General features: G+C 68.1%; 18 protein-coding genes. 12 read left to right on the top strand and 6 right to left on the bottom strand.

What is annotated here, in order from left to right; genetic code table 11:
* The first annotated feature begins 219 nt into the window (after positions 1-219).
* The 3 genes from E1298_RS21285 (at position 220) to E1298_RS51840 (ending at position 2923) form a co-directional block, all read left to right on the top strand.
* Positions 220-1053 carry a hypothetical protein gene (locus tag E1298_RS21285; protein WP_131895916.1) on the top strand — a complete coding sequence of 278 codons (834 nt, stop codon included), beginning with the start codon at positions 220-222 and terminating at the stop codon, positions 1051-1053.
* Between the two features lie 343 nt (positions 1054-1396).
* Positions 1397-2518, top strand: coding sequence for an FAD-dependent oxidoreductase (locus E1298_RS21280; RefSeq protein WP_131895914.1), 1122 nt, complete (start codon positions 1397-1399; stop codon positions 2516-2518).
* Positions 2519-2635: 117 nt separating this feature from the next.
* Positions 2636-2923 carry an RHS repeat-associated core domain-containing protein gene (locus E1298_RS51840; protein WP_131895920.1) on the top strand — a complete coding sequence of 96 codons (288 nt, stop codon included), beginning with the start codon at positions 2636-2638 and terminating at the stop codon, positions 2921-2923.
* Between the two features lie 109 nt (positions 2924-3032).
* Here the strand turns inward: E1298_RS51840 and E1298_RS21270 are convergent, their stop codons facing one another.
* The 4 genes from E1298_RS21270 to E1298_RS48260 form a co-directional block, all read right to left on the bottom strand.
* Positions 3033-3284, bottom strand: coding sequence for a DUF4873 domain-containing protein (locus tag E1298_RS21270; RefSeq protein ID WP_131895912.1), 252 nt, complete (start codon positions 3282-3284; stop codon positions 3033-3035).
* Positions 3285-3505: 221 nt separating this feature from the next.
* Complete coding sequence (locus E1298_RS21265; RefSeq protein ID WP_131895910.1) at positions 3506-4189, bottom strand: DUF732 domain-containing protein; 684 nt, start codon at positions 4187-4189, stop codon at positions 3506-3508.
* The gene (locus E1298_RS21260) at positions 4186-4785 is read right to left on the bottom strand and encodes an RNA polymerase sigma factor (protein WP_131895908.1); all 600 of its coding nucleotides are present in this window, start codon (positions 4783-4785) and stop codon (positions 4186-4188) included. Before E1298_RS21260 ends, E1298_RS21265 begins: the two co-directional genes overlap by 4 nt.
* Positions 4786-4787: 2 nt before the next feature.
* The gene (locus tag E1298_RS48260; protein ID WP_165975581.1) at positions 4788-4955 is read right to left on the bottom strand and encodes a hypothetical protein; all 168 of its coding nucleotides are present in this window, start codon (positions 4953-4955) and stop codon (positions 4788-4790) included.
* A 1299-nt stretch (positions 4956-6254) separates the two neighbouring features.
* Here E1298_RS48260 and E1298_RS21255 point away from each other — a divergent pair.
* Together E1298_RS21255 and E1298_RS21250 are read left to right on the top strand one after the other, a co-directional pair.
* Positions 6255-7373 carry a hypothetical protein gene (locus E1298_RS21255; protein WP_131895906.1) on the top strand — a complete coding sequence of 373 codons (1119 nt, stop codon included), beginning with the start codon at positions 6255-6257 and terminating at the stop codon, positions 7371-7373.
* A gap of 254 nt (positions 7374-7627) precedes the next feature.
* Complete coding sequence (locus E1298_RS21250; protein WP_207944763.1) at positions 7628-8254, top strand: recombinase family protein; 627 nt, start codon at positions 7628-7630, stop codon at positions 8252-8254.
* Between the two features lie 371 nt (positions 8255-8625).
* Here the strand turns inward: E1298_RS21250 and E1298_RS21245 are convergent, their stop codons facing one another.
* Positions 8626-9189 carry a dihydrofolate reductase family protein gene (locus E1298_RS21245; RefSeq protein WP_131895904.1) on the bottom strand — a complete coding sequence of 188 codons (564 nt, stop codon included), beginning with the start codon at positions 9187-9189 and terminating at the stop codon, positions 8626-8628.
* Between the two features lie 320 nt (positions 9190-9509).
* Here E1298_RS21245 and E1298_RS21240 point away from each other — a divergent pair, with 320 nt between their 5' ends.
* From E1298_RS21240 to E1298_RS21225, 4 genes are all read left to right on the top strand, one after another.
* Positions 9510-10094, top strand: a complete 585-nt coding sequence (locus E1298_RS21240) for a hypothetical protein (RefSeq protein WP_131895902.1) — start codon at positions 9510-9512, stop codon at positions 10092-10094.
* Positions 10095-10277: 183 nt separating this feature from the next.
* A complete protein-coding gene (locus tag E1298_RS21235; protein WP_131895900.1) occupies positions 10278-13187 on the top strand; it encodes a LuxR C-terminal-related transcriptional regulator in 2910 nt (969 codons plus the stop codon).
* A gap of 234 nt (positions 13188-13421) precedes the next feature.
* Positions 13422-13799, top strand: a complete 378-nt coding sequence (locus tag E1298_RS21230; protein WP_131895898.1) for a hypothetical protein — start codon at positions 13422-13424, stop codon at positions 13797-13799.
* 696 nt (positions 13800-14495) lie between these two features.
* Positions 14496-17801 carry a S8 family serine peptidase gene (locus E1298_RS21225; protein ID WP_165975580.1) on the top strand — a complete coding sequence of 1102 codons (3306 nt, stop codon included), beginning with the start codon at positions 14496-14498 and terminating at the stop codon, positions 17799-17801.
* A gap of 333 nt (positions 17802-18134) precedes the next feature.
* Here the strand turns inward: E1298_RS21225 and E1298_RS50455 are convergent, their stop codons facing one another.
* A complete protein-coding gene (locus E1298_RS50455) occupies positions 18135-18635 on the bottom strand; it encodes a S1 RNA-binding domain-containing protein (protein ID WP_243725713.1) in 501 nt (166 codons plus the stop codon).
* Between the two features lie 711 nt (positions 18636-19346).
* Between E1298_RS50455 and E1298_RS21215 the strand changes: the two genes are divergently transcribed.
* From E1298_RS21215 to E1298_RS21200, 3 genes are all read left to right on the top strand, one after another.
* On the top strand, positions 19347-20585 hold the full coding sequence (locus E1298_RS21215) for a metallophosphoesterase family protein (RefSeq protein ID WP_131895895.1): 1239 nt from the start codon (positions 19347-19349) through the stop codon (positions 20583-20585).
* A 5-nt stretch (positions 20586-20590) separates the two neighbouring features.
* Positions 20591-24040: a YhaN family protein gene (locus tag E1298_RS21210; protein ID WP_131895893.1), complete on the top strand. Its 3450-nt coding sequence runs from the start codon at positions 20591-20593 to the stop codon at positions 24038-24040.
* A 337-nt stretch (positions 24041-24377) separates the two neighbouring features.
* On the top strand, positions 24378-25648 hold a 1271-nt coding region (locus tag E1298_RS21200), incomplete at its 3' end, for a tyrosine-type recombinase/integrase (protein WP_131895891.1).

The raw sequence follows: 25648 nt of genomic DNA, 5'->3' as shown, positions 1-25648 counted from the left end.
ACCTCTTCTACCGGGGCTCCACGTCCCGTTTCCGGGCCCGGCGATCTGTCCGCGAGTCTCCCCTTGCGCTACCGATCATGCCCGGGAATGCCCTACTACCCGAATCAATCTTGCAGGGAAAACCTCAATGGGAATATTGAGGAAGATGCTGCGCCAGCCAAGAGTGAGGGAATTCCAACCTGAGTCCGCAGGTCACGGGCTGGCTGCGTCCTGCGCGGCGTGAGCGACAACGAGAGAGCTCCTGGTAGATCGAGATTTGCGGCGATCGTGACCACCAGGAGCTCCGATGCGGCGTTCGGCGTCGGTGCCGCGACCGCGCACCGCTACGTCACCGAGGTGATCGAACTGCTCGCCGACCTGGCCCCCGACCTGCGCCAAGCCATGCGGATCTCCCAGCGCAAGGCCCATGTCATCCTGGACGGCACGCTGGTGGCCACTGACCGCCTGTCGGGCGGGAACGACCGGCTCCACTACTCGGGCAAACACCGCCGCCACGGCGTGAACGTCCAGTTCCTCACCGACCCGCACGGCGAGCTGATCTGGGCGTCACCGGCCCTACCTCTGACCGCCGCCCGCGAGCACGGCATCATCGACGCCCTGATCGCCCGGGCGATCGGCTGCTACGCCGACAGGGGTATGTCGGAGTCGGCGGCGCGGTCGGTACTCCCTACAAGCGCAAGAAGCATCGCGATCTGGGGAAACGCGAGAAGTTGTTCAACCGGCACCGCGCCCAGGTCAGCGCCCCGGGCGAGCGAGGCGCCGCTGCGCTCAAGGGATGCACATCCTACGGAAGGCCTGCTGCTCACCCAGCCGTCTCACCACCATCGTGCAGACCATTCTTCACCCTCCACCACCAGGACCGATGAGGATGAATCGGCTCCGTATTCGATAAGCGCTGGACCGACCGGAACATGGCCTCCAGATACCTTGCGTTGCTGCCTTTGGGGGGCCACGGCGGTTGGCGCGTGGGCGGGCTCTCGCCGAACGCGCCGGCATGGACACCTCAAGCCAGGACTTCATCGATTGGGTCTCGGACGATCCTTCGGTACGTGAGGCACCCACGATCCTCCTACTGCGGTCCGACGACCGTATGGGTCCGCTCTCAGTGCTGGACGACAATGACGGATGGACCCGTCCGTCGACCGGTTTGGTGGCGTTGACCGCCGCTCAGCGAGCCGGGACAGGGCCGCGTTACCGCCGTCCACCTGTTCTCGTACGCGTGTGACACACACGCTCAACGTCCGCCCTGGTTGATTCCTCTTTCGGCCTGACCCGGCCTGCACGTGTCAGGGGCGGGTCGGTCCGGTGTCAGCGGCGCATCAGAGGGGTCTGGCAGCTTTCCAGAGAACCTGCCGGATGCCCATCGGGCAGACATGCGACCAGTAAGGGAATCACTATGAGCAATGACGTCACGATCATCGGTGCTGGTCTCGGTGGCCTCACGCTTGCCCGCGTCCTGCACGTCCGCGGAATCCCAGCCACGGTCTACGAGGCGGAGTCTTCCCCGGAGACGCGCGCGCAGGGCGGGATGCTTGACATCCACGACTGCAAAGGGCAACTCGCCATCGAGGCGGCCGATCTCATGGAGGAGTTCCATGCCATCGTCCTGAAGGGCCGCCAGCAGATGCGAATCCTGGACCGGGACGGGTCTGTCCTGTTCAACAAACTCGATGACGGCACCGGTGGGCGCCCCGAGGTGATGCGCGCCGAGCTTCGGCGGATTCTGCACGACTCGCTCCCTGCCGACACCGTCCAGTGGGGCCACAAGGTCAGTGGCACCCGTACCCTGAGCGAGGGCCGCCACGAGGTGACGTTCGAGGACGGCGGCACCGTCGCCACCAGCCTGCTGGTCGGCGCCGACGGCGCGTGGTCGCGGGTCCGGCCGCTAGTGTCCACCGCCATACCCGAGTACGCCGGGAGGTCGTTCGTCGAGACCTACCTGTTCAACGCCGACACCCGGCACCCGGGCGCCGCGCAAGCGGTCGGCGGCGGTTCCATGATGGCGCCCGCGGGGGGCAAGGAGATCTTCGCTCACCGGGAAACCGGCGACACCCTGCACACCTACGTGGGGTTGACCAGGCCGCGGGACTGGTTCGCCGCCATCGATTTCACCGATGCCCGCGCGGCCACCGCGCGGATCGCGGCGGAGTTCGACGGCTGGGCACCCGAGCTCACCGCGCTGATCAGCGACTGCGACACCGGGCCGGTCCTGCGCCCCCACTACGCTCTGCCGACCGAGCACCGGTGGGGCCGGGTGCCCGGTGTGACGCTGCTCGGCGATGCCGCCCACCTCGCGGCCCCGAACGGCGAAGGCGCCAACCTGGCCATGCTCGACGGTGCCGAACTCGGCAAGGCCATCGCCGCGCACCGTGACGACCCCGAAACCGCGCTGAACGAATACGAGCAGGCCATGTTCCTCCGCAGCGCCGCGGTCATCGCCGAACACGAACAGCTGAATGAGTCCCTTTTCGGCGACGACGTATCCCGCCTCGTGGAGAAATTCCAGCAGGAGCGTTGAGCCGCTCAAGGCTCACGCCACGCCCTCGGGGCCGTTCTTGAGATGGCCTGAGGTCGTTGACGGTCGCACGCCAGCGTTACCTGCGCCTGCGGCACGCACCGCGGCGGACGCGACGACATCACCGCCACCGAACGCGGGTTCCTCGGCAGAACCGAAGACCCCACCACCGACCTGGTCGCCCTCGACCACCGCTACTACGACGCCGCCATCGGCCGCTTCATCAACCCCGACCCCCTGGCCAACCCGGAATCGCTCAACCCCTACAGCTACGCCCAGAACAACCCCACCAGCGACTCCGACTACCCAACTACCCCGACCCCGGCATCGCGTGCGCCCGCCAGGCCCACGCATGGGGCTCTGCCAGCAGCAAGATCATTCTCCCGTGGGCGGCCACTCCTTCCTTGACCACGGTCCCGTCAGCGGCCACGCACGGTGCCCGGTAACCGGCTGGCGGATATTGGGACGGCCCGCTTGCCGGCAGTGGCGTGTGAGTTCGCTGCCCGGACGGGCCTGCTCAGGCGAAGGGCGGTGGGCCGCTTCCGACCAGCGTGATGACGTCAGACCAGGTTGCCGAACTGCTGAGCGTGACCTGTGCCTCGCGGCCGTCTGGGAGTCTCAGCGTCCGGTCGTGACGGTCGGTGGCATCGAAGTCACCGATGGTCGCGGTCCCGGACCATTCGCGCTGTTTGGCGCGCAGGTCGACGTGAACCTCGACCTCGGCTCCGTCGCTGCTGATCAGGGTGGCGGGCCCCCGGTAGCGGCTCACGCCCGGGTCGTCTCGTCAGGGCTGGCATGGAGTGTGTTCATGAGACGCACCATAGCGCTCAGGCCGGACGTTCTCCGCGTCACCCACTTGGTACTGGTGTCACGCCGTCCGGTATTAGGGACGGGGAAATGGGTCTATCGGCGCGGCACGGTGCCAAGGGTGCTACGTCATTGCGGGGATATCGAGCACCGGGTGCGGCTTGCTCGCGTTCCGGGCGTCTGCTACCGCCAGGGTGGCTCAGCGGTCGGATCACAACCGGCGTGGGTATTCCTCCATTCGTTCAGGAATGCCCTGACGTGGTGACCGTGGAGGCCGCCGTCGGTGAGGTACCGGTAGGCGGAGGAGTAGTCGATACCACACGTGTAGCGTCCTGCCTCGATGGCCCATTCGTCTGGGGCCGAGATGCCGTCCGAGTCCAGGACGTCCAAGAAGCGCTGGTCAGCGGCGGTGAGCCGGGGGGGAGGGGGAGGCATCCGCGGTACTCCGACAGCCTCCGGCTGCGGTGTGGGGACGACCGGTCTTGGGATGGCAGACGATGCCGGACGTGCAGGCGCTGTTGAGACAAGGGGCGAGACATGCGCGGCCGGCCGTGTGTGGAGAGTCGATTGGAACAGCATCAGCACGAGAAGCGGCGCAGCGATCGAAAGCGCGGCAACCGCAAGGCCGCGCATGGTGCTGTTGGCGCGTGGAGCGAGGTGGCGCATTCTGGGCAATGAGGGGGGTAGCTCCTCGTCGGCGCCATCGGCTCCCTCATCCGGCAGCAGGGCCAGCATGGCGGTGAAAGAGTCGGTGTGTCGTTCAGTGTATGCGCCCAGTTCGTCGTGGGCGGCTTGGAGGACGGCGTCGAGTTGTTCTTCACTGAGCGGCCGGCGATCACGCGAGTTCGGGTTCTGGTGACCGGTCATCGGGCTGTGCCTCCTTTCTGGTCATCTGGAGCCGCCAGGTCCTGGGCCAGTTGCGCACGCGCCTTCTTCAGGAGGTTTCGCACCTTCTGAGCGTCTGTCCGTAACGCTTTGGCGATCTCGACTGCAGGAAAGTCATCCAGATGGAAGGCCATGACCGTTTTGCACTCTTCATCCAGATTCTGAAGCGCGCCCAGCACGGTCAACGTCTGGGTGGTCAGTTCCTCGGGTCCCAGCGCCGACGCCGGCTCGTCAGGGAGCAGTTCAGGCGAGGACGAGGTGACGAGCGGCCGGTTGCGCGGGCCGGGGGGCCTGCGGTACCGGCGTAGTGCGACCACGCGGATCCAGGCGGGTGGGTTGCTGATCTGCTCCCACGTGCCCGAGGTGGCCGACTGCCAGGCTTCGAGAAAGGCATCCTGAGCCGCGTCTTGGGCTTCCGCCAGAGTGGCTCCGTTACTCATCAGGAACGCCACCACCTTCCGGTGGTGATGTTCGAAGAGTTCGAGGAATGGTTCGCGCATCGCCTGCAACTTTGCCCGCGTTACCGCTTCCGTGGTAGGCGGTATATGTTGCTGGCCGGACTGGGTCAGTGGCTCCATGCTCAACCATCACCGGAACCACGTTCGATCTCGGTCTCACTCTTTCTGGTGGTGATCCTCCGCTCGGCCTGTACGATCTTTCGCCGCCGTGCCCTATCCCAGATCGGCATCGCTGCCGCGACCACACCCAGCAGTGCAATTATCAGCTGGGTCATCATCGCGAGATACATGTTGCCCCCTCCCGGCCCGGTTTCTCCTCAGAGAGCGGCAGCCGCCCGGTGAACGAGTCTTACTGCCTAGTGGCCCGCCGAAGGCATGATCGGTAAGTGCGCGCCAAGATTTTCAAGAAGGCGCCTACGAAAGAACCCTCTACAACGAGCATCGGCCTCATCAGGGCATCGCCTGGGCGGAATCTTCAACGAGTACGCGCATGCTGCTTGACCTGCGTGGACGTAGTTCTCGGCAAGCGCAAGGCTGCCACCAGACCCGCCTGTACGACGGCCCGTGCCGCCGCGTTGGCGTCCAGGCGGTCCATCGTCGCAGGTGTGACCAGGGCACCATCGGCGAGCATATGGGGACGGGTCGTCGTAGGCGCCCGCGGTGGTGAGGGGAACCTCACCGTGCGCGCCACGGACGACGATCCGCTGCCCGCCGGATCGTCTCCCGCACCTCTGCGCGTCACCTGACCTTCGTCGGCGACGACGAGGGAACACAGCCCGACGGCTGCGGCCCGGCCTGGAGATGCACCTGAACGGCCTCCTGGTACGCGTTCGACCCGCGGCGCCACCTTGCCCGAGAGACCCTGAACGCCCCACGACCGTGACCCCGAAGAAGAACCCGCCGTGGCCCAGGCCCCGGCCGGCCGCCGATAGCCGGCCCCCGCGTGCAGGTCATCCACGGCGACGACCCGGGCTCGGCACGCCGTAGTGAGCCGAGCCCGGACGTCCACGACATGGTCGGCAGTCGGGCAGGGCCTGCCCACGAAGGCGAAGGCACCCGAATGAGAGGCTCCGCGTCCGGGACTGCGTGCAAGAAGACACGAGGATTCCAGCAAGTCGGCCCCAATGGGCCCCGGGCCAACAAGGACCTCCCCGGAGTTGATGGACTCCAGTCTGTCCGGTAGGTCACGGCGTCCACCCTCGCCCTTGATGACAATCGCCGGTACGGCGCGTTCTGTACTGTCCGTCTGCGGATAGCGTCTCTTGCGCACGCATGTTCACTCTTTGGCTAGACCGCGATGGGCTGGGTCCGCAGTCCAAGCCTGGGCGTTCGGCTTGCTCGTGATCGCCTTCCGAACCGGGCTCCTGTGGTCCTGGTTTGTGCCGCATCGGTCAGGCGGGCGTACGGCTGCGTTGGCTTCGCTCTTTAACGACGCACTTTCCTTATCGACTGATGCCTGTCAGGAAATGTTTCCAACATCATCGTGACCAGCATCGTCACAATGGCGGGTTTCGGTGACGAAGCGCCTGCGGTGTTGTCCGCGAACTGTCATGGTGAAAACTCGACAACCATGCGGGGGTTGGCAGCAGATGAGTCGATACGCGTACGACACGACACGCCGCACCTTGATCGTGACCTGGGGTACCGGCCTGGGTGATGTCGCCACTGTGGTCGCTGAACTGTCCAGCGAGATCGATGACGTCCGAATTCAACGCCTTGCACAGGCACTGACCGAATTCTCAGCCACCGCGTGGCGTACCTACACCCACCCGGCGTCCGCAGCTGAGAGCCTGAAGGTCAATGCCGAAGGTTGGCGTCGTCAGGAGGCTCGGGAGGCGCTTTCCAGGGCTCCCGATGCGCTGATCAATCCGAATCTGCCTCGCGCTGGGATGATGATTCAACCTTATGTTCCCACCGAGGAGGCCGCCCACGGTGTCGGTCGAGCCCTGCATGCCATCGCTGACGCTGCTTTGCGCGATGTCATCGTCAGCGAGGTCCGATCTGAGATCGACGCCCTCGAACGCGCCGAACTCGGGGATCTGACCGGCCGGGCCCGCCAGGCGGTCCTGCTCAGCCGCGAGGGTGCGTCCCCCGTCCAGGTAGAAGCCGCCGACAGGCTGCTGTGGCAGAACCCTCTTGACGCCGAAGCGTTGTTCACTGAGGTTGATCCGGTTGCCGCAGGAGTAGCGGCGGCTCATTGGCTTCAGGCGGCTGCCGACGTCGCTGCCGGTCAGTCGGGCTTGGACCCCACGGTGGTCGTGATGGAAGCCGACAATATTGAGGCGCTGCCGCATCGTACGCCGACGACCGTGTTGGAAATGATGTCCGCCGGGCCGAATCCATACGCCACGGTCACCAGGTTGATCCGCGGTGCCATGGCCGCTGCCGAGGGGAGGGTCCCTGATCTGGACGCGCTCCTCGAACAGATCGACGAGATCGATGACCTCACCCGCGAGCTGGGCAGCTCGTCCCGCGCCAATGAGGCACTGCGCGAAGAGATCCGCACGACTCCTCTCGACCCTTCGCGTCCCGCACGAGACCTATTGGAAGATCTTCTATTGGGCATACGCGGATGCTGGCTGCTTTACCAACAGTGCGCCGACACCGCAGGTGAGGAGAATGTCGGCGAGGCTTACGAGCAATCGACCGCTGCCTTTGTCGAGGCACTCCGCGCGGAAGCCAGGTCGCACCGTAGCCGATTGCTCTAGCCCGTCCCAGGCCGGCCTGCATGCGATCAGAGCCCGAGTGACGGGCACGTGGATCAGGTCTTCGTGGAGATCGGCTGACTGCACGGCGGTGGCGTCGCTCGCCGAACGGTGGATGACGCTGGAGCGCCGGGTTGCCGAACACTCCGCGTCGACGTCCTGTACTCCGAGGCCAGGCGATGACATCAGCGGGCTGATTCCCGGACCTTCTGACCGCCGGTCGGGACGGTGCTCCGGGGCGTCCGGGCGTGGGGTGAGTGCCGGCCCTTCAGCGGGCATCGCCGGGCCGAGCGGGCGAGCAGGAGGCAGAGCGCAACAGAGAGTGCGGAAGTGAGAGAGACGGGCGGCGTGAGCAGCAGGCGCCAGGAGACCAGGGCGGTGATCGACATGATGACGAGGAGGGCGATGCCGTAGGCGGCGAGCGCGGTCAGGACGAACCCGCCCAGCAGCGCGCTCTCGGGCTCGGCCGCAACGTGCTGGAAGGACTGATCGCCCTCAACGACCTATTCCAGCAGGGCATCGGCGTCAAGGTGCTGGAGGGCATCGCGCTCGGGGAGCACACCGAATGCTCCTTCATCCTCGACCTGGCGCGCGCGCTGGCTGAGGACCGCCGCCGCGACATCGTCCGCAAGACAAAGAACGGCCTGGAGACCGCCCGCAAGCAAGGCAAGGTCGGCGGCCCGCGCAGGCCGCGATCGACGCCTGGTTGCACGCCCACAACCACACCCGCCCGCATCAGTCCCTGGACATGGCCGCCCCGGCCAGGTGTTCCGCCCGCACGCGATGACGGGCGACCCGGGCGCCCTGCCGGTAGGTCATCCACGCCGGGCTCCTGGCCAAGATCCTGCCCGCCCCGATCCCGCACGAGCTACGCGCCGAACTGACCGGAGCGCGGACCTCTACCACGCCGCTGCCCCGCCCCCGTCCAGCCCCGGCAGGCCATCCGGCGCATCGGAGCCGACGGCACCTTCTCCATCACCCGCCAGAGACTCCGGCCAGGGATCGCCCACGCCGGCAAGACCGTTACCGTGCTCATCGAGGAGACCTGCTTCCGCGTCCTCGGCGGGGACGTCGAGATCTCCACCCACCCCGCAAAGGCGCCCCCGTCACCCGCTACATCACCGACTCCGCTAAGTACCTAGGGGCACTCACAACACGGCCTATGAACCCCGGGGGGATATCACGGCCGCCTCGGAACGCAGCGCCACGAGATCCTTGGATGGCCCAAAGCACGGGCCGAACCGAGGTTGGGTACTCAGCGCCTGGTCTCGTACCTGGTCAGGAGTACGCCGTCGGGGAACGTCCGGGTCTCCACCAGGGCCAGGTTCACCCAGTTGTCCAGGGCCGTAAAGAACGGCGTGCCGCTGCCCACCAAGACCGGTGCGGTGACCAGCACGTACTCGTCGATCAGCCCGGCCCGCATCGCCGCTGCGGCAAGTGTGGCACCGCCGATGTCCATGGGCCCACCGTCCTCGGCTTTGAGCCGGGTGATCTCGGTGACCGCGTCGCCGGTGACCAGGCGGGTGTTCCAGTCGACCGTGCTGGTCGCCGAGGAGAACACCACCTTCGGCATGTCCCGCCAGCGGCGGGCGAACTCGATCTCCGCCGGTGTGACGCCAGGCTGCTGGTCGGCGGTCGGCCAGTGAGAACTCATCGTCTCCCACAATTTGCGCCCGTACAGCGCCAGGCCAGTCGCCTCCACCCGGTCAGACCACCACTGGAACAGCTCGTCGCTCGGTACGCTCCAGCCGAGGTCGTCGCCGGGCGCAGCGATGTAGCCGTCCAAGCTCAGGTTCATGGCGAAGGTCAGTTTCCGCATGGCGTCAGCCTCCTGTGAGTCGGTACGTGGCGTACAGACCAGCACGGCGCGGAAAAGTGATCGGGCAGGCCACACCGGGCACACGTACTCATCCGATTCGGGTCATGTACACCGACCGGGACCAGCCTCGTCAACTGCTCCAGTGCGACCGCGTTCCGCTCGGCGATCAGGCCCAGGCCTGCTTCGCCGCCAGTCGGCTGCCCTGCCAGGACATGCAGAGCGAGGCGAAGTCGCCAGTCCGATGCGAATGAACCTCCGGTGATGTGCCGGCGAACGGGACCGGTCTCAGCCCGCCGTCCGCGTTAGAAGCGAGTACAAGCATGCGCTTCGGTGAGAACATTGCCTCGGGTCCTCGCCACACCGGGCCCGCCGTCAACGCGGCGTTCCTGGCACAGCTTCGGGAGGCCGGTGAGGCTGGACTCACCTCGGCGCTTCACGAGACGCGGCCGCCCAAGCCCTACACGCTGACTCCCCTCCTCGGCCCGGGAGCGGACGGATCGGGCGGGAACGCGCGGTTCGAGGTTGCGCTTCTCGCGGATACCCTTATCGCCCCCGTGCTCCAAGCGCTGGCCAAGACGCGGACTCTTCGCGTGGCCAATTGCTTCTACGAGGTTGCGGGCGTGGAGGTCGCTGCGACCGAGCAGTACGCGACGCCGATGGCGTGCGCACGGCCCACCGATGGGTGGCGGCTGCGCATCCGGACGCCGATGGCGTTCTTGACGGCGAGGGATGAGGGAGCACGGCGCTGCCGCCTGTTTCCCGAGGCCGAGTGGGTGTTCTCGGGCCTGCACCGCCGTTGGGAGTTCTTCGCGCCCGAGATCGCGCTGCCGCCGTCCGCGGCCGCGGCGATCACCTCGAATCTCGGGACGGTTTCTGCGGAGGGCGCACATATTACGGGCATGTGACCGCTCGCGTTGATTGCTTGCCTTGCGTTGGGTGTGGCTTCACACTCACGAAATCGAGTTGGTTCAGGTCGTGGTTGATCACCGTGTTCGGGGCCGCTCGTCCATTCCCGCTGCAATCGGCCGCGCATTCCTGAATCCACGACCGTTCGCGGGATGAACTCCTACCGGAGCGGAGGGATGCCGATGAAAAGCGATCCGGCGATGACGGATTGGCCGATGGTCGGCCGGGACGCGGAGCTCGCCGCAATCGAGGCCACGCTGGGTTCGGGCGGTGCGGTGCTGGTGGGCGGGGCCGGGGTGGGGAAGACCCGGCTGGCGCGCGAGGCCGTGGACCGCGCCCGGCGCGCGGGCCTGGACACCGATTGGCTGCCCGCCACCCGCGCGGGCGCGTCGATTCCGTTCGGGGCCGTCCTGCCGATGCTCTCGCCCGACAGGCGGTTGAGCGGGGATCCGGTCGAGGTCTTCCGCCGCATCGCCAAGACCATGGCGGCGCGGGCGGGACGCCTGGGCGTGGTGCTCGGAGTCGACGACGCGCACCTGCTCGACGAGTGGTCGGCTTCGGTGATCCACCAGCTCACCGTCCACGGGCTGGTCTCGGTGGTGGCCACCGTGCGGACCGGCGAGCCCGCTCCGGACGCGATCGCCCGGCTCTGGAAGGACGGACCGGCCCAACGGATCACCGTGGGCCCCCTCACGGCGGCGACCGTCTCCACGCTGCTGGAGCACTCGCTCGGAGCGCTCGTGGAAGGGGTGACCCGGGCAGAGATCGACCGGATGGCGGCGGGTCATCCGCTGTTGCTGCGCGAATTGCTGATCGGGGCCCGCGAGACCGGTGCGCTGGTGCGCAGGGAGGGCGTGTGGTTCTGGGACCCCGCGTCCGACCACGGGACGCGCCTGAACGAACTGGTCGAAGCATGGCTGGGCACGCTGGACGGTGCGGCGCGCATGGTGCTGGAGGTCCTCGCCTGCGGGGAGCCGCTGCCCGTCGCGACCCTGGACCGGCTGACGGCCGCGGGCTCGCTGGAGCAGGACGCGGTCGAGGCGGTGGAGCGCGCGGGCATGGTCGTGCTCGCGAGATCCGGGCGGCGGCGCGTGCTGCGGCTGGTCCCGCCCTTACACGGCGGCATCGTCCGCAGCGTCCTCCCGGTGACCCGGGCCCGCAGAATCCGCGGCTGGCTGGCCGACGCCCTCGACGGGGAGCCGCGCCGCCGCCGGGACGACGAGCTGCGGCTGGCCGGATGGCGCTTGGACACGGCCAAGGCCGCTCGTCCCAAGGCGCTGCTCAACGCGGCATGTCAGGCCGCAGAGCGGGTCGACCTCGCCCTCGCCGAACGGTTCGCCCGACGCGCCCGGGACATCGGCGCCGGTCCGGAGGCGGACCGAACCCTGGCCCTGGCCCTGGCCTGGCGCGGCAAGGGCCTGGAAGCGGAACAGGTGCTGGCCGGGAGTACGTCCACGGTCGACGACGGTGGCTGGACGGCGATCCGCGCGGCCTGCCTGTACTGGGGAGCCGGTTCACCGGACGCGGCAGGCGAAATGTTCAGCGCCCCCACCCGCGACGACCGCCCCGACCGAAACGGCGAAGTCGGCCCGAACGGCGACTTAGACCAAAACAGCGAAGTCAATCGGGACGGCGAAGTCGGTCGGAACGGTGAACCTGGCCGGAACGGCGAGGCCGGGCAGAACGGCGACGTCGGCAGGGATGGCGAGGTCGGCCGGAACGGCGACCTGGACCGAAACAGCGAGGTCAGCCAGAGCAGCGAAGTCAATCAGAATGGCAAGGTTGGGCGGAACGGCGAGGGCGGCCAGGGCGCCGTTGGTGATTCGGATTGTGAAGCCGCTGAAGCCGTCCGGATATGGCTTCTGCTCTGTGACGGGCGTTGCCGTGACGCTCTCGACCTTGTCTCCGCGAGTGTGGATCGCACGGGCTCCATGGGAGGCGCGATCCGGCCGGTGGCCGTGCTCGCCAACACGCTGCTCGGCCGTCTCGACATCGCTCTCGCGCTGAGCGACCCCGGAGCGGCCCCGTCCGGCAAGGTCCGCGACGAGTCGCCGTGGCAGGAGGCGACGCTCCGCTCGACCCGCTGCCTCGCCCTGCGCATGGCCGGACGCCTGCGTGAGGCGCGAGAACTGGCCGACGAGGCGTACGCGGCCGCCGTCGCCGAGGGCGCCCGGGAGCTGGCGGCGAGCTGGGCGGGATTCCGCGGTGGGCTCGCCAAGGTGCAGGGACGGGTGATCACCGCCCAGGCCGCACTGCGCGAGGCGGTGGCGGCACGCGCGGGGGAGGACTCGTTCAGGATGACTCGCAGCCTGCTGGCTGATCTCGCCGGCGCCGCGGCGCTCGCCGGAGACGCGACCGCCGCCGGACGGTGGATGGCCCGCGCCGACGCCCTGCGGGACGAGACCAACCGCGTGATGAACCCGTGGATCGAGCTGAACCGCGCGTGGGTGCTCGCCGCGTCCGGGGACGTGACGGGTGCGGCCGCGCAGGCCCGGCATGCCGCCGCGCTGGCGAATGAGGGCGAATTGTACGCCGATGAGACGATCGCGCTGTACGACGCGGCTCGTCTCGGCGAAGTGCGTCCGGTGCTCCCGCGCCTCGCCGAGCTGGGCGACTCCATCGGCGGTGACCTGATGCCGGCGCTGGTCCGCGCGGCGCGCGCGCTCGACTCGTCCGACGGCGAGGCTCTCGACCGCGCCGCCGCCGATCTGACCGGCCTCGGCCTCGCGCTGCACGCCGCGGAGGTGGCCGCCGTCGCCACCAGGGCGCATCGGAAGGCGGGCGGCCCGGAACTGGCGGCGGCGGCGCAGGCGCGGACGGTCGCCCTCCTCGACCTCTGTGAAGGCGCCCGGACCCCGCTGGTCATGGTCGGGCACGACGTCCCGGGCTCCTCGCTCCCTCCGCGCGTGCGCCAGGTGGCGCTGCTGGCCGCCACGGGAATGTCCAGCAAGGCCATCGCCGAGCGGCTGGCCCTGTCCGTGCGGACGGTCGACAACTACCTCGGGCGGGCCTATTCCCGGCTAGGCGTCTCCAACCGCGCCCAGCTCGCCGCGCTCCTCGGCCCTGTCGACGGGGAAGGCGGGCAGGAGTAGAGCAATGGGATTACTCGGCGCCGCCTCTCCGCGGCGTCTCGCGACCGTCCGTACTCCCGGCCTTCCGGCGCCGACCTGGGCTGACGACAGTTGTGGCAATAGAGTAAATGGCTACTCTATTCCTTTCGGTTGGACCCTAATAGCCTCCTGTTCGGCAGGGTCAGACCTCGTTGCCGACCCAACGTGACCTGCCGGCAGGCGAACAATGGGCCACACCGGGAGGCAGGACGTTCGATGAAACGCAGAATGACTAAGAGGGGGCCGGCGGTCGCTCTCGCGCTGATGTCGCTCAGCGCGTTCTTCCTATTGCCCGCCGGCATGGCCAACGCGTCGACCGCCACTGTGTGCGCCGGACGGGAGAATGTGCCGGACGGTTTCGTCAAGATCAACGACATCTGGGATCCGACGACCTGCGGAAGACCGACATCGATCACCTACAACCTCTGGGTCATCGAGAGCACCCAGGACAAGGCGGTCGGCGAGTGGATTTCGGTCTGCGCCGGATGGCGGCCAACCGGATGGGCGACCGTTGAGACGGACTGGAACCCGAACCGGTGCGGTCACCCGTCGTCGATTTCCGAGAACATCTGGATCATCCAGCGACTGGTGTGAACCGAACGCGCCCACTCCGGCCGTCCGCCCTGGTCGGAGCGGGCGCACCGCCGTCCCCGCGGAGCGCACCGGGTCGGCGCGAGGGGGGCCGCCACCGGCGAATCCCCGCCCCGTCCGATGCCGTTCAATTCCGCTGAGAACGGCATACAATGCTGCGCGAAAATTGACCTAAGATTGGTCGAAACCATCGACTGAAAGAGAATGGAGACTGAAATATCGAAGAGCGCAGAAAGCGTTGTAGCGGCTGATCGCTGATCTATTTTAATGAGGGTCTGCGCATACCAGCAAAGGGGCTGTGCATGCTCTCGCGACGTACCATTACCCCGATGGACGCTGGGTCGGCCGCGCCTTTCGAAAAGGCGCTTCCGGCCCTTGCGTTTGACGAGCCGCGCCTCCGATGCCAGGGCCGAGCCCCTCATCGGCGGCCATTTCGTCACCGGCATTCCCAGGGCCGCGTCGATTCTTCGCGGCGACGGATCGTCCATCGGTTCTGGCACGTCATCGCAACGGCGTGGGGCCTGGCGCGGCTTACCGCGGCCTCAGGCGGCCTGCCGCGGCCCGCCGTGCCGTCAGGCCGCCGTGCCGTCAGGCGACTCCTCTTGCCGCTGGTGGCTCAGTCCCATGGCGCGCCCCGTCCGTCCGAAAGGCGAGCGGGGCCGTCGAGTCGTTTCGGTCAGCATCAGGAGGAGAAAGACCATGCATCTGCGCACAAGAGCGCGCTGGCGACTGCCGGCCGCCGCGATGCTGCTGAGCCTGCTTCCCACGCTCAGTCCCGCCATTCCAGCCTCGGCGGCACCGGCTCCGTCCGGCACGGTGAAGGCCGACGCGGCCGGAACCGCGCCCCGCACCGTCACGCTGATCACCGGTGACCGGGTCACCGTCACGGGCCAGGGCGTGTCGGTCGAGCCCGCCAAGGGACGGGCCGGCGTCCCGTTCCTCAACCAGAACGTCGCCGGCGAGCAGCACATCATCCCCGTGGACGCCCTGCCCCTGCTCCGGTCCGGGCGCCTGGACCCGCGCCTATTCGACATCAGAACCCTGCTGGACTTCGGCTACGACGCCCGTCCCAAGGGCCTGCCGCTGATCGTGACGCGTCCCAAGACGTCGCCGCGTTCGGCGATCGATCTCCCGAATCTCGCGGTGACGCGGGAACTCCCGGCGGCGAACGCGGTGGCGGCCGATGCCGGATCAGGGACGGCGCTGTGGAAGTCACTCATCACGCGTCCCGCCGCCGGAACGAAGGTCTGGCTGGACGGCCGGCGCCGCCTCCTGCTCGACACCAGCGTGCCGCTGGTCGGCGCCCCGGCCGCCTGGAAGGCGGGCTTCGACGGCAAGGGCGTGAAGGTGGCGGTCCTGGACACCGGCGCCGACGCGACCCATCCCGACCTGGCCGAACGAGTGGTGGCCGAGCGGAACTTCACCCCGGACGAGCCCGAGGACACCATCGGCCACGGCACCCACGTGGCGTCCACCGTCGCCGGCAGCGGAGCCGCGGCGGACGGACGCTACCGCGGCGTGGCCCCAGGCGCGAGCCTGCTCGTCGGCAAGGTCTGCCTCGGACGCGAATGCCCGGACTCGCTGATCCTCGAAGGCATGCAGTGGGCCGCTGAGCAGGGCGCGGACGTGGTCAACCTGAGCTTCGGCTCAGCCGACCGGCCGGGGATCGACCCGGTGGAAGAGGCCGTCGGGAACCTGACCCAGCGGTACGGGACGCTGTTCGTGGCGGCCGCCGGCAACGGCGGCGAGCTCCACCCCAGCATCCGGATCAGTTCGCCGAGCAGCGCCGACGCCGCGCTCTCGGTCGCCGCGACCACCAAGGCCGACGAGCTCGCCGGCTTCTCCAGCCGCGGGCCCCGGCCGGGCGACTCCGCCCTCAAGCCGGACATCTCCGCGCCGGGCCGGTCCATCGTCGCCGCCCGCGGCAAGGACATGTGGCCGCCCGCGCCCGACCAGAAGTACGTGTCGTTCACCGGCACCTCGATATCCGCGCCGCACGTCTCCGGCGCGGCGGCGATCCTCGCCCAGCAGCACCCGGACTGGACGCCGGCCCAGCTGAAGGCGCACCTGATGGGCACGGCCAAGCCGCTGCCCGGGGTCGAGGTCACCCGCCAGGGCGCCGGACGGCTCGACGTGGCCCGCGCGGTCGGCCAGACGGTGACCGCCGAGCCGGGCTCGATGAGCTTCGGCCTGCAGCGCTGGCCCCACGACGGCCCCGCCGTGCCCAAGCCGGTGACCTACGTCAACCACGGCAAGGAGCCGGTGACCCTGAAGCTGTCCACCGAGGCCAAGGGCCCGGACGGGAAGCCCGTCCCGGCCGCCGGGTTCACGCCCAGCCCCTCGTCGGTGACCGTGCCGGCGGGCGGCCAGGCCAAGGTGACCCTCTCGGCGGACACCAAGGCGATCGGCGCGGTGTACGGCTACATCACCGGCCACCTGCGGGCGACCGCGGGCGACACCGTGATCGGCATGCCGTTCAGCCTGGAGAACGAGCAGGAGAGCTACGACCTGACCATCAAGCACCTGGACCGTGCGGGCGCGCCCGCCACCGGGTTCCTCGACACCCTCTTCCGGATGGACAAGCCGGGTGTGTACGGGACGCTCGGCCCCGGCAAGGGTGACACGGTGCGCGTTCCCAAGGGCGTCTACACCGTCAACTCCGTCATCGGCCAGGACCAGGACAACCTCACCACGCTGCTCGTCCAGCAGCGGCTGGAGGTCACGTCGGCGCAGACGATCGTCGCCGACGCGCGGCAGGCCAAACCGGTCACGGTCACCCCGCCGCGCAACGATCTGCAATGGCGCGCGGCCCAGGTGGGAGCCGGGTTCTCCTCGCCTGGCAACTCGTACAACTTCATGCTCCAGGCGACCGGCTTCGACCAGATCACGGCCGGCCGGATGGGGCCGGACGAGCCGGTCAAGGGCTTCCGCTCCTTCGTGCGCGGGACCGTCCTGCAACCCGGGCCGGACGGCACCGACACCGACAGCCCGGCGGTCTACCACCTGGCATGGCCGACCGGGCAGCGCATGATCACCGGCTTCACCAAGAAGGTCGAGCAGCGGGACCTCGCCACGGTCAAGGTCAGCCGCGCGATCAACACCGCGGGCGGCACCGGCCGGTCGGGCACCTTCCCCAGCACCGACCAGGGGCTGCTGGGCAACGTCGCCCCGTCGCTGTCCACGCGGCTGCCGTTCCACCGCACCGAGTACTACACCACCGAGGGCGGTGTGCGGTGGCAGGCGATCGAGTTCGAGTTCAGGCCGGACTTCCAGCCGGCGAGCTATCTGGAGTCCGCACCCGTCGCCTACCGCGCCGGACGGAGCTATACCGAGAAGTGGAACTACGCGGTCATCGGCCCGACACTGCCTCGCGGAGGCAGGCCGATGGTCCAGCGCGACGGCGACGTCCTCAAGCTCGAAACGGCGTTCAACGGTGACGGCTCCGGCCGGTACGGCACCATCTGGGGCGACGCGCGGACCCTGGCCGTCCTGTACCGCAACGGCGTCGAGATCGGCAGGAAGCCGTTCGCGATGACGGAGTTCCCCGTGCCGCCCGAGCCGTCCGACTACCGGCTGCACATCACCGCCGAACGGCGGTCCGGCGAACTGTCCACCCTGGTGGACGTGGCATGGACGTTCCGCTCCGGCCACCCGGACGAAGGCAAGCCGGCCCTGCTGCCGCTGTGGGCGGTCCGGTACGTCCCGCCGGTGGACGACCACGGCACCGCCGAGGCCGGACGCGAGATCGAACTGCCGGTCATCACCGAATCACAGCCGGACGGCGACGCCGGGAGGCCGCGCGACCTGACCGTCCAGGTGTCCGTCGACGACGGAAAGACCTGGCAGGACGCGAAACTCAGCCGGACGCCGCACGGAACGGTGGCGCTGATCAAACACCCGGCCGCCAACGGCTTCGTCTCGCTGCGCGCGACGGCCGAGGACAGCGACGGCAACAAGCTGGAACAAACCATCATCCACGCCTACCGGATCGCAACCCGACCCTGACCGTCTGGGGACGCCGGGCACGGTCCCGGCGTCCCCCTTTCACGTCTCCGGACGACCTGGGGAAAGCCGCGCCACCCGGTCCAGCGAGGAACACCGTACTCCCACCGAGAAAGAGCGGGACGCCTTTCTCGCGCATTTCGAGAAGCGGAAGGTGTCCATGGGCACCTGCGCCCACGCATTCGCCTCACCCTGCGCCCATGAACACGCATGCTTAACCGAACTGATCTTTATCGGCTGTTGAGTGGCGGGCTTCAATACCTGGTGACAGATGTTGACTGACTGAGTGTGTTGGTCTCGAGTCTCGGCGTGTCGCGGGTGCTGGTGTCGGCGTACTCATCGGGGTGCAGAGCAGCGGCGGCGTGATAGAGCGAGTCGGCGCTGTGGAAGATCGATGTCGGTGACGATGGCCGTGATCTCGCCGCCTTCCTGGACTGCTTGGTCGGGTGTTTCGAGGGGTGTGGTGGAGAGTTCGCTGAGGTGGATCATGCCTTCGATGCCGTCGGCGACGCGGATGAAGGCTCCAAAGGGCAGCAGTTTGGTGACCGTGCCGTGCAGGACCTGTCCAACATGAATGTCGCGGGGAAAGTGCTGGAAGGGGTCCGGTTGGGTGGCGCGCAGCGACAGCCGGGCTTCACCGTTGGTGGTGTCGAAGGCGAGGACTTCGCAGGTGATGTGCTGTCCGATGGAGACGATCTGGGACGGGTCGTCGAAACGGCGCCAGGACAGTTCGGGCATGGTGATGAGGCCGACGCCGGTGAAGACCGGATGGTTCGGCCCCTCGTCCAGGTCGACGAAAATGCCGAAGCGTTCGATGGCCGCCACGGTGCCGGCCAAGTGCTGTCCCCGGCGCAGTGCTTTGAGGAATGCCCAGAGCTGGGGGTTCTCGGTCGCTGACCGGGAGAGCCGGATTCTGCCGCTCTGGAGATCGACGGCGATGACTTTGGCAGTGACTCGGTCGCGGCCTGCAGGATCGTCGATCGTTGGGAGGACTGCCAGGAAAGACCAAGGGGGCCGATGACGCCGACCGGATCGCCGGCCAAGCCATCGAGGAGCACCGTTGTCCCCGATCGCGTGACCTCGGCCACGGTGCCGCTGAGGACGTCGCCAACGTTCACGGTCGCCATGAACGTGGCAAGGGGCTGATCGTTTTCCACTGTCCCGATGGTTCCAGGGCTCTCAGGAGAGGCTCAATGGCGGAGTGGCGTCGGTTTTGCGTAGCCATTTCTCGACAGCGCGGTAGTCGGCCTCGGTGATGCCGCTGCTTGGGTTGACTCGCTGCAGTAGAGCGGGCCCCGGGTCGCCTCCTGAACCCACCGTCCACGGCGCCTTGAAACGCCGGGGCAGCCTGCAACGCGGGCCCGGCTGCCGGACGACAAGGGCAGGCGGTGCCGTGAGAACCGCTTCGTGGCCGGTCCCGGCCGTCACATGACACTTCTTTCGTCGCTTTCAGCAGACGAACCACAACAGAGGGCTAGCGTTCCTCCCGCCCTCTCGCCACAGGACTACTGGACACCGCACTCAGGCGTCCACACGAATAGGGAGATCATGAAGATCCTGCATGCCGCCGATCTTCACGTCGACAGCCCGCTACGGGGGCTGTCCCGTTACGAAGGGGCTCCGGAGGACGATCTGCGGCTGGCCACTCGCAGGGCCCTCGATAACCTCGTCAGGCTCGCGATCGACCTGGCCGTGGACGCCGTACTCCTCGCCGGAGACGTGTACGACGGGGACTGGAACGACTACCAGACCGGCCTCCACTTCAGTAAGCAGATGTCGATCCTCAAGCAGGCCGGCATCCCCGTCTACATGGTGTCCGGCAATCACGACGCGAAGAACCGCGTGATGCGCACGCTCAAACTTCCCGCCAATGTCCACGTTCTGGCGACGGGGGAGCCCGAGACCGTCCGGAACGAGGAGGCGGGGCTTGCCGTCCACGGCCAGGGCTTCGCCCGATGGGACCTCACCGACAACCTCGCCATCGGCTACCCGGTACGAGACGGCGGCCTGTTCAACGTCGGGTTACTGCACACGGGCTTGGAGGGCGGCTACTCTGAGCATAAGCGGTACGCGCCCTGCACCGTCGCGGACCTTGAGGCGCGGAACTACGACTACTGGGCGCTCGGCCACGTCCACAAGCAGGAGATCGTCAGCCGGGAGCCGTGGATCGTCTACCCCGGCAACATCCAGGGACGGCACGCCCGCGAGACGGGTCCGAAGGGCTGCGTCGTCGTCACCGTGGACGACCGGCTCCGGGTCGCATCGGTCGAGCACCATGACCTGGACACCGCCCGCTGGGCACACGAGGAAGTCGACGTCACGGGCCGCAACGACATCGACCAGGTGCTCAGCCTCGCCGAGGAACGCTTCCAGGAGATCCCGCAGGGACGGCTGACCGCCGTCCGCGTCACCCTTCTCGGTGCGACGTCCGCGCACACCGCGCTGTGGCGGGACCGCGAACGGATTCTCAACGAACTCCGGGCGGCGGCCGGTCAGTTCCCGAACCTGTGGCTGGAGAAGGTCAAGATCCGCACTTCCGGCGAGGACGGCGGCGACTCGCGCGAGGGCGCCTCCGGAATTCTGACCGACCTGCACCGCACCCTCGCCGCGCTCGGCGCCGATCCGGAAGGTTTGCTGGCCAGGCTTTCGAGCCACCCGCTCATCGGAAGGATCCCGGCCGAGAGCAAGGGGCCGGAGGGCATCGCCCCGAACGATCCGGCATGGGTTCGGGGCCTGGCCGACGAGGCCTTCCAGCTCGTTGAGTCCCTGTTCCAGGAAGGGCGGTAACCGGGATGCGCATCGAACGTCTCGACCTCATTGCCTACGGCGCCTTCGACGGCCACAGCCTGGACGGTCTCGGCAGGGCCGGCGTCCATGTGGTCCACGGCCCCAACGAAGCGGGAAAGTCCACGGCGCTGAGCGCCTTCGATCAGCTCTTGTACGGCATCGACCACCAGTCCCGGTACGCCTTCCGGCACGGGAACCGGACGCAACTGGGCGCCAGGCTCTCGGCGGCCGGTGGAGTAGCCCTGGAGATCATCCGTCGGAAGAAGCGCAAGGACGACCTCGTGGACGGGAACGGAGACCCGCTCGGCGAAGGGGCGCTCGCTCCCTTCCTCGGCGGCGTCGACCGCAAGACGTTCACCACCGAGTTCGCCCTCAACAGCGACGAACTCCGCAAGGGCGGGCGGCTGCTAGCCTCCGGCGAGGGCGACATGGCCCAGCTCCTCGCCGCAGCGCGGTCGGGCCTGCTCCTCAACGCCGTCCTGGCAAGGATCAAGACGCGCCAGGACGGGCTGTTCTTGCGCCGAGGAAGGATACCCGCGATCAATGCTTCGCTGGACCGGCTCAGGGACGTCCGGAAGAGGGTCAGCGAGGCGATGCTCCGCCCCGATCAGTACTGGGACGCCGAACAGTCCGCGGCCGAGGCGAAGCGGCGCCTCGCCGAGACCGAGGCCGACCTGCGGGCCGCGCAGCGGCTACGGGGCGCCAGGCATCACCTGCTGGAGAACCTGCCGGCGCTGGCTCGGTGCCGTGAACTCGAAGAGCAGGCCGAGCAGATCAGCGCCCAGGGGCCGGTGGCCCCCGATGACATCCGCACGCAACTCCCTGAACTGATCAATCAGCGAAGCGCGCGCACGGGGACGCGCTCGACGCATGCTGGACTCCTTGAGGAGATCGAGCGGCAACTCTCCGAAACAGGGCGGGACGACGCCCTGCTCCCGCATGCCGCCGCGATCAAACGACTGGCCGAGGGCATCGCGGCGATCCTCGACGAGCTGGAGCGGCGGGACTCGGCGTCGGGCGAGGTTGCCGACAAGCGCGTCCGGGCCGCATCGCGGCTGCGCACCGTCCACGCGGACGCGACGCTGGCCGACGAAGGGCTCTACCGGATCCCCGAGGCTCTGCGTGGAGAGGGGCAGGAGCTCCGGGACCGGGGCCGGACGCTCTGGGACAACCTCGCTCACGCGCGGGACGCGGTGAAGCGATGCCGGGACAAGCACGAGCGGCTCGGCAAGGAACTCAGCGCCCTCCCGGCGGGCGAGGACGTCTCGCAGTTGCAGAACGCGTACGCCTCGATCCCCGGCCGCCTAGAGGAGAAGCTCAACGACACCGAGGACACCTGGAAGAAACGGGATCGCCGGTTCCGTCAGGCGCGAGACCGGCTCGGCCTGCCCGAACTGCCTCCCGAAGGCGTCCTAAAGCTCCGGCTCCCCGACCAGGAGCGGGCCACCGGAGCCGAGCGGGACTTCCGAGACCTCGAACAACTTCTCCGTGATCGCGCCGGAGAACTCGACGACGCGCAATGCCGATTGGCGACGTGCCGGCGCGACCTTGATCAGCTGGTGACCGACGACGCGCCGCCGACACTTGAGGAGCTCCAGGCGCAGCGTGCTGAGCGTGACGACCTCTTCGCGCGATTCGTCGACGATCCGGGCATGCTGGACTCGCTCAGCGAGGCCGTCCGGCGAGCCGACGGCACCGCCGACCAGATGCTGCGCCACGCGGAGCGCGTCAACAGACGGGCCGACCTCTCGCGCGAGATCGCCGACCTGGAAGCCGCCGTCCCCGGCCATCGGGCGGCCGTGGACGAGGTGCTCGCCGAGCAGGAGTCGGACCAGCGACGCTGGGAGGCGCTGTGGGAGGGGTATCCGGCCCCGGCACCCGACATCGGGCAGGCGTCCAAGGTCCTAGACGCCTTCGACCAGCTCCAGACCGTCGCGCGAGAACTCCAGGACAATCGCATCGAACTGGAGGGCCTGCGCAAACGCCTCAACGCCCACGCGACCAGGCTCCGGCACCTGCTGCGCCTCGGTGAAGACGCGCCGACCGTCACCGATACTGCCCGGGATTCCGTGGTGTTCGCGGAAATGGTGGAGACGGCACGCGGGCGCCTTGACGAACATCAGCGCATCGCCCAGGACAGAGCTGCCGTACAGCGCGATCTGGCAAGCGCGGAAACCGACCTCGAAGAAGCGGAATCCGCGCAGGCCGATGCCGAGAATGCCCTGGCCGTCCACGACGGGCGATGGCAGCGGTTCCTGAGCAGCGCGGGCCTCGCCGCCGACCGCGGCTTCGACGTCGCTCTCACCGACCTGGAGGATCTGTCCCTTGTGGCGGCGGACGTCGATGCGGCCGAGGCGCTGGAGCGCGAGCTCCAGCAGAGTGAGCAGCGGATCTCCGAGTTCGGGACCTTGCTGGAGGAGACGTTCGGTGCCTGCGGACGGGACGTTCCGGCTTCCGTCACCGGTTGGCACGATGCCATCGACACCCTCGCGCGGAATCTGCAAGAGCAGCGCGATGGAGCCCAGCAGCGCAAGACCCTGCTCAACAACAGAGCAAATCTCGTCGCGCAGGTAGCAGAAGCGGACGCCGAACTGCGCGGGGTAGAAAGCCGCTTGCTCGACTTCTCCGCACGCCTCAATTTGTCCTCGATCACCGAACTGGAAGCCGCCGCGGAGCGCGCCACCACTTTCAGGGAAAAGTCCACCGCTCTCGCGAATATCCGGCAGACCCTTCCGGCAGGAGGGGAACTGGATCGGCTCCGCGAAGAAGCGAAGAAGACGTCCACCGAGGAACTCGCCGACGAGCTGGCCGAGCTGGACGAACGGATCGAGAGACTAGAGACAGCCAGAACCGCCTGGCTCGAACGGCGCGCGGAACGCCGGCGAGTGCTCGACGACCTCGACGGTAGCGCTGCCGCCGCCCGTGCCGAGGCCGAGATCGCCCAGATCTGTGCCGGACTGGCCGAGGACGCCGAGGAATACCTACGCCTGGAGGCCGCGAGGATCGCCATCCAAACCTGCATGGAGGAATACCGGAACAGCGACCAGGAACCCGTCCTGGCCCGGGCCGCCGCGATGTTCGCCCAGCTGACCTGCGGCGACTATGCCGGGCTTGAGATGTCCGACGAGGAGCGCCCGAGCATCCGCGCCAAAACGTCCACGGGAACGCTGCTGACGCCCGCCGCCCTCAGCGAAGGCACCTGCGACCAGCTCTACCTGGCGCTGCGCCTGGCCACTCTCGAACGCCATGCGGTGGCCGGCAACGCTCTCCCGATCGTTGTCGACGACCTCTTGATGTCCTTCGACGAAGAGCGGACGGAGGCCGCCCTGCGAGTCCTGGACAGCATGGCCGACCGATTCCAGGTCATCGTGTTCACGCATCACAAACACGTAGTCGAAGGCGCCGTCAAGGAACTGCCCGGCGGACGGTGTCACATTCACAAGTTGCCTAGCTGACCAGTCCGGTTCGCCGTCGCCTCTGGGCTGAGCGGTCGCGGTGTCGTCTTTAGTCGCAGGGACGACACCGCGGCTGGTGTCCGCGTCGTTCTGCTGATCGCGCGGGACAAGGTTAATCTCGACATTACGTGGCTGAAGGATCCGAGTCTGGAGGACGCGGACAGCCTCCTACCGCCTAAGGTTATCGCCCGCGAGATCGTCGAGGACCTGACGGCTGCCCTCGCTGAGTTCAGCGCCATCGTCGAGGCCCTCGAACAGAAGCCCACTGGGTTCGGTTCACACCAGGGACTCAACGGCTGGTCGTGTTGGGGGCGCTCTCGTGCTCTGGGTGGTGTAGGTGTCGGCGGTGATGATTTCGACGAGTGCTGGTGGGGTGTGCCGGCGATGCGGCTGCCTGCACCTCGACACCGGTAAGCCGTGGGGCCGCTCCTGTCCGAAGCTCGTGCCTGGCCGGCGGCATGGCAGTTGGTATCTGCGGTTGGAGCTTCCCGCCAGCCTGGATGGCCGCCGCAGGCGGATCCGCCGGGGCGGTTTCGCGACTCGCAAGGCCGCCGAGGAGGCGCTGGCCCGGCTCCGAACGCCATGCGCTGGCGACGCGAGTTCGAGCTTGCTGACAGTAGGGGACTGGCTGTCGCACTGGATCGCGACCCGCAACCGCGCCTCTTCCACCGTCCGTGGCTACGCCAGCCATGTCCGGCTCTACCTGTCCCCGTATCTGGGCAAGCTCCCCACGTGCGAACTCTCGGTCGCGCATGTGCATGCGATGTTCACCGCGATCGCTCGCCACAGCGAGGCGCTCGGAAAGCCGATGTCACCGGCGACCCTGAGCCGGATCCGCGCGACCTTGCGGACGGCGCTCAACGCCGCCGTCCGCCAGGGCCTGCTGACCGACAATCCGGCCTCGCGGGTGGAGTTGCCGGGTGCGCGTCGTCCGCGGGCGGTGGTGTGGACCTCGGCTCGTGTCGAGCACTGGGAGAAGACCGGTGAGCGGCCGACGGTGGCCGTCTGGACTGCAGCCCACACGGCCGAGTTCCTGCACGCCATCCGAGAACACCGTCTTTACGCCGCCTACCATCTCATCGCTCTGCGTGGCCTACGCCGAGGCGAGGCGGCTGGCCTGCGGTGGTGTGACGTGGACCTGGAGGGAGGCGTTGCGGTCATCGCCCAGCAGTTGCAGCAGTATGACGGGCACCTGACGGCCTGTCCGCCCAAGACTGCCCGCAGTGCCCGGGTGATCGCGCTGGACCGCACGACCGTGGCCGCGCTGCGCAATCACAAGGAGGGCCAACGCCACGAGCGCAGTCAGGCCGGGAAGCGCTACCGCGACAGCGGCTACGTCTTCACCGGACTCAACGGAGATCCGATGGCCCCGGACCGGCTGACCCGGACCTTCACCAAGCTCATCGCCGAGCACGGCCTGCCGCCGATCCGGCTGCACGACCTGCGACACGGCGCGGCGCCTGAGCTTCCCCCTGTTTCAGGGCCACGTGACCTGAGTTGGCCGTGGGCCAACGGGGAAGGAAGAGTCTCGTGCCGCCACCTCATCCGCCGGAGTTCCGGCGACGCGCTGTCGAGCTGGCTCGGACCGGCGACAAACCGGTCGCGGCG

Source organism: Actinomadura rubrisoli (assembly GCF_004349215.1).
GTDB lineage: Bacteria > Actinomycetota > Actinomycetes > Streptosporangiales > Streptosporangiaceae > Spirillospora > Spirillospora rubrisoli.
This window is presented reverse-complemented; position numbering and strand designations above follow the sequence as displayed.

Bases quoted from the DNA above. Each gene is read 5' to 3' on its own strand.
- E1298_RS21225 (WP_165975580.1), top strand. From the start codon at position 14,496: ATGCATCTGCGCACAAGAGCGCGCTGGCGACTGCCGGCCGCCGCGATG.
- E1298_RS21265 (WP_131895910.1), bottom strand. From the start codon at position 4,189: ATGACCGGTCACCAGAACCCGAACTCGCGTGATCGCCGGCCGCTCAGT.
- E1298_RS48260 (WP_165975581.1), bottom strand. From the start codon at position 4,955: ATGTATCTCGCGATGATGACCCAGCTGATAATTGCACTGCTGGGTGTG.
- E1298_RS21260 (WP_131895908.1), bottom strand. From the start codon at position 4,785: ATGGAGCCACTGACCCAGTCCGGCCAGCAACATATACCGCCTACCACG.
- E1298_RS21255 (WP_131895906.1), top strand. From the start codon at position 6,255: ATGAGTCGATACGCGTACGACACGACACGCCGCACCTTGATCGTGACC.
- E1298_RS21230 (WP_131895898.1), top strand. From the start codon at position 13,422: ATGAAACGCAGAATGACTAAGAGGGGGCCGGCGGTCGCTCTCGCGCTG.
- E1298_RS21240 (WP_131895902.1), top strand. From the start codon at position 9,510: ATGCGCTTCGGTGAGAACATTGCCTCGGGTCCTCGCCACACCGGGCCC.
- E1298_RS21235 (WP_131895900.1), top strand. From the start codon at position 10,278: ATGAAAAGCGATCCGGCGATGACGGATTGGCCGATGGTCGGCCGGGAC.
- E1298_RS21210 (WP_131895893.1), top strand. From the start codon at position 20,591: ATGCGCATCGAACGTCTCGACCTCATTGCCTACGGCGCCTTCGACGGC.
- E1298_RS21280 (WP_131895914.1), top strand. From the start codon at position 1,397: ATGAGCAATGACGTCACGATCATCGGTGCTGGTCTCGGTGGCCTCACG.
- E1298_RS21245 (WP_131895904.1), bottom strand. From the start codon at position 9,189: ATGCGGAAACTGACCTTCGCCATGAACCTGAGCTTGGACGGCTACATC.
- E1298_RS21215 (WP_131895895.1), top strand. From the start codon at position 19,347: ATGAAGATCCTGCATGCCGCCGATCTTCACGTCGACAGCCCGCTACGG.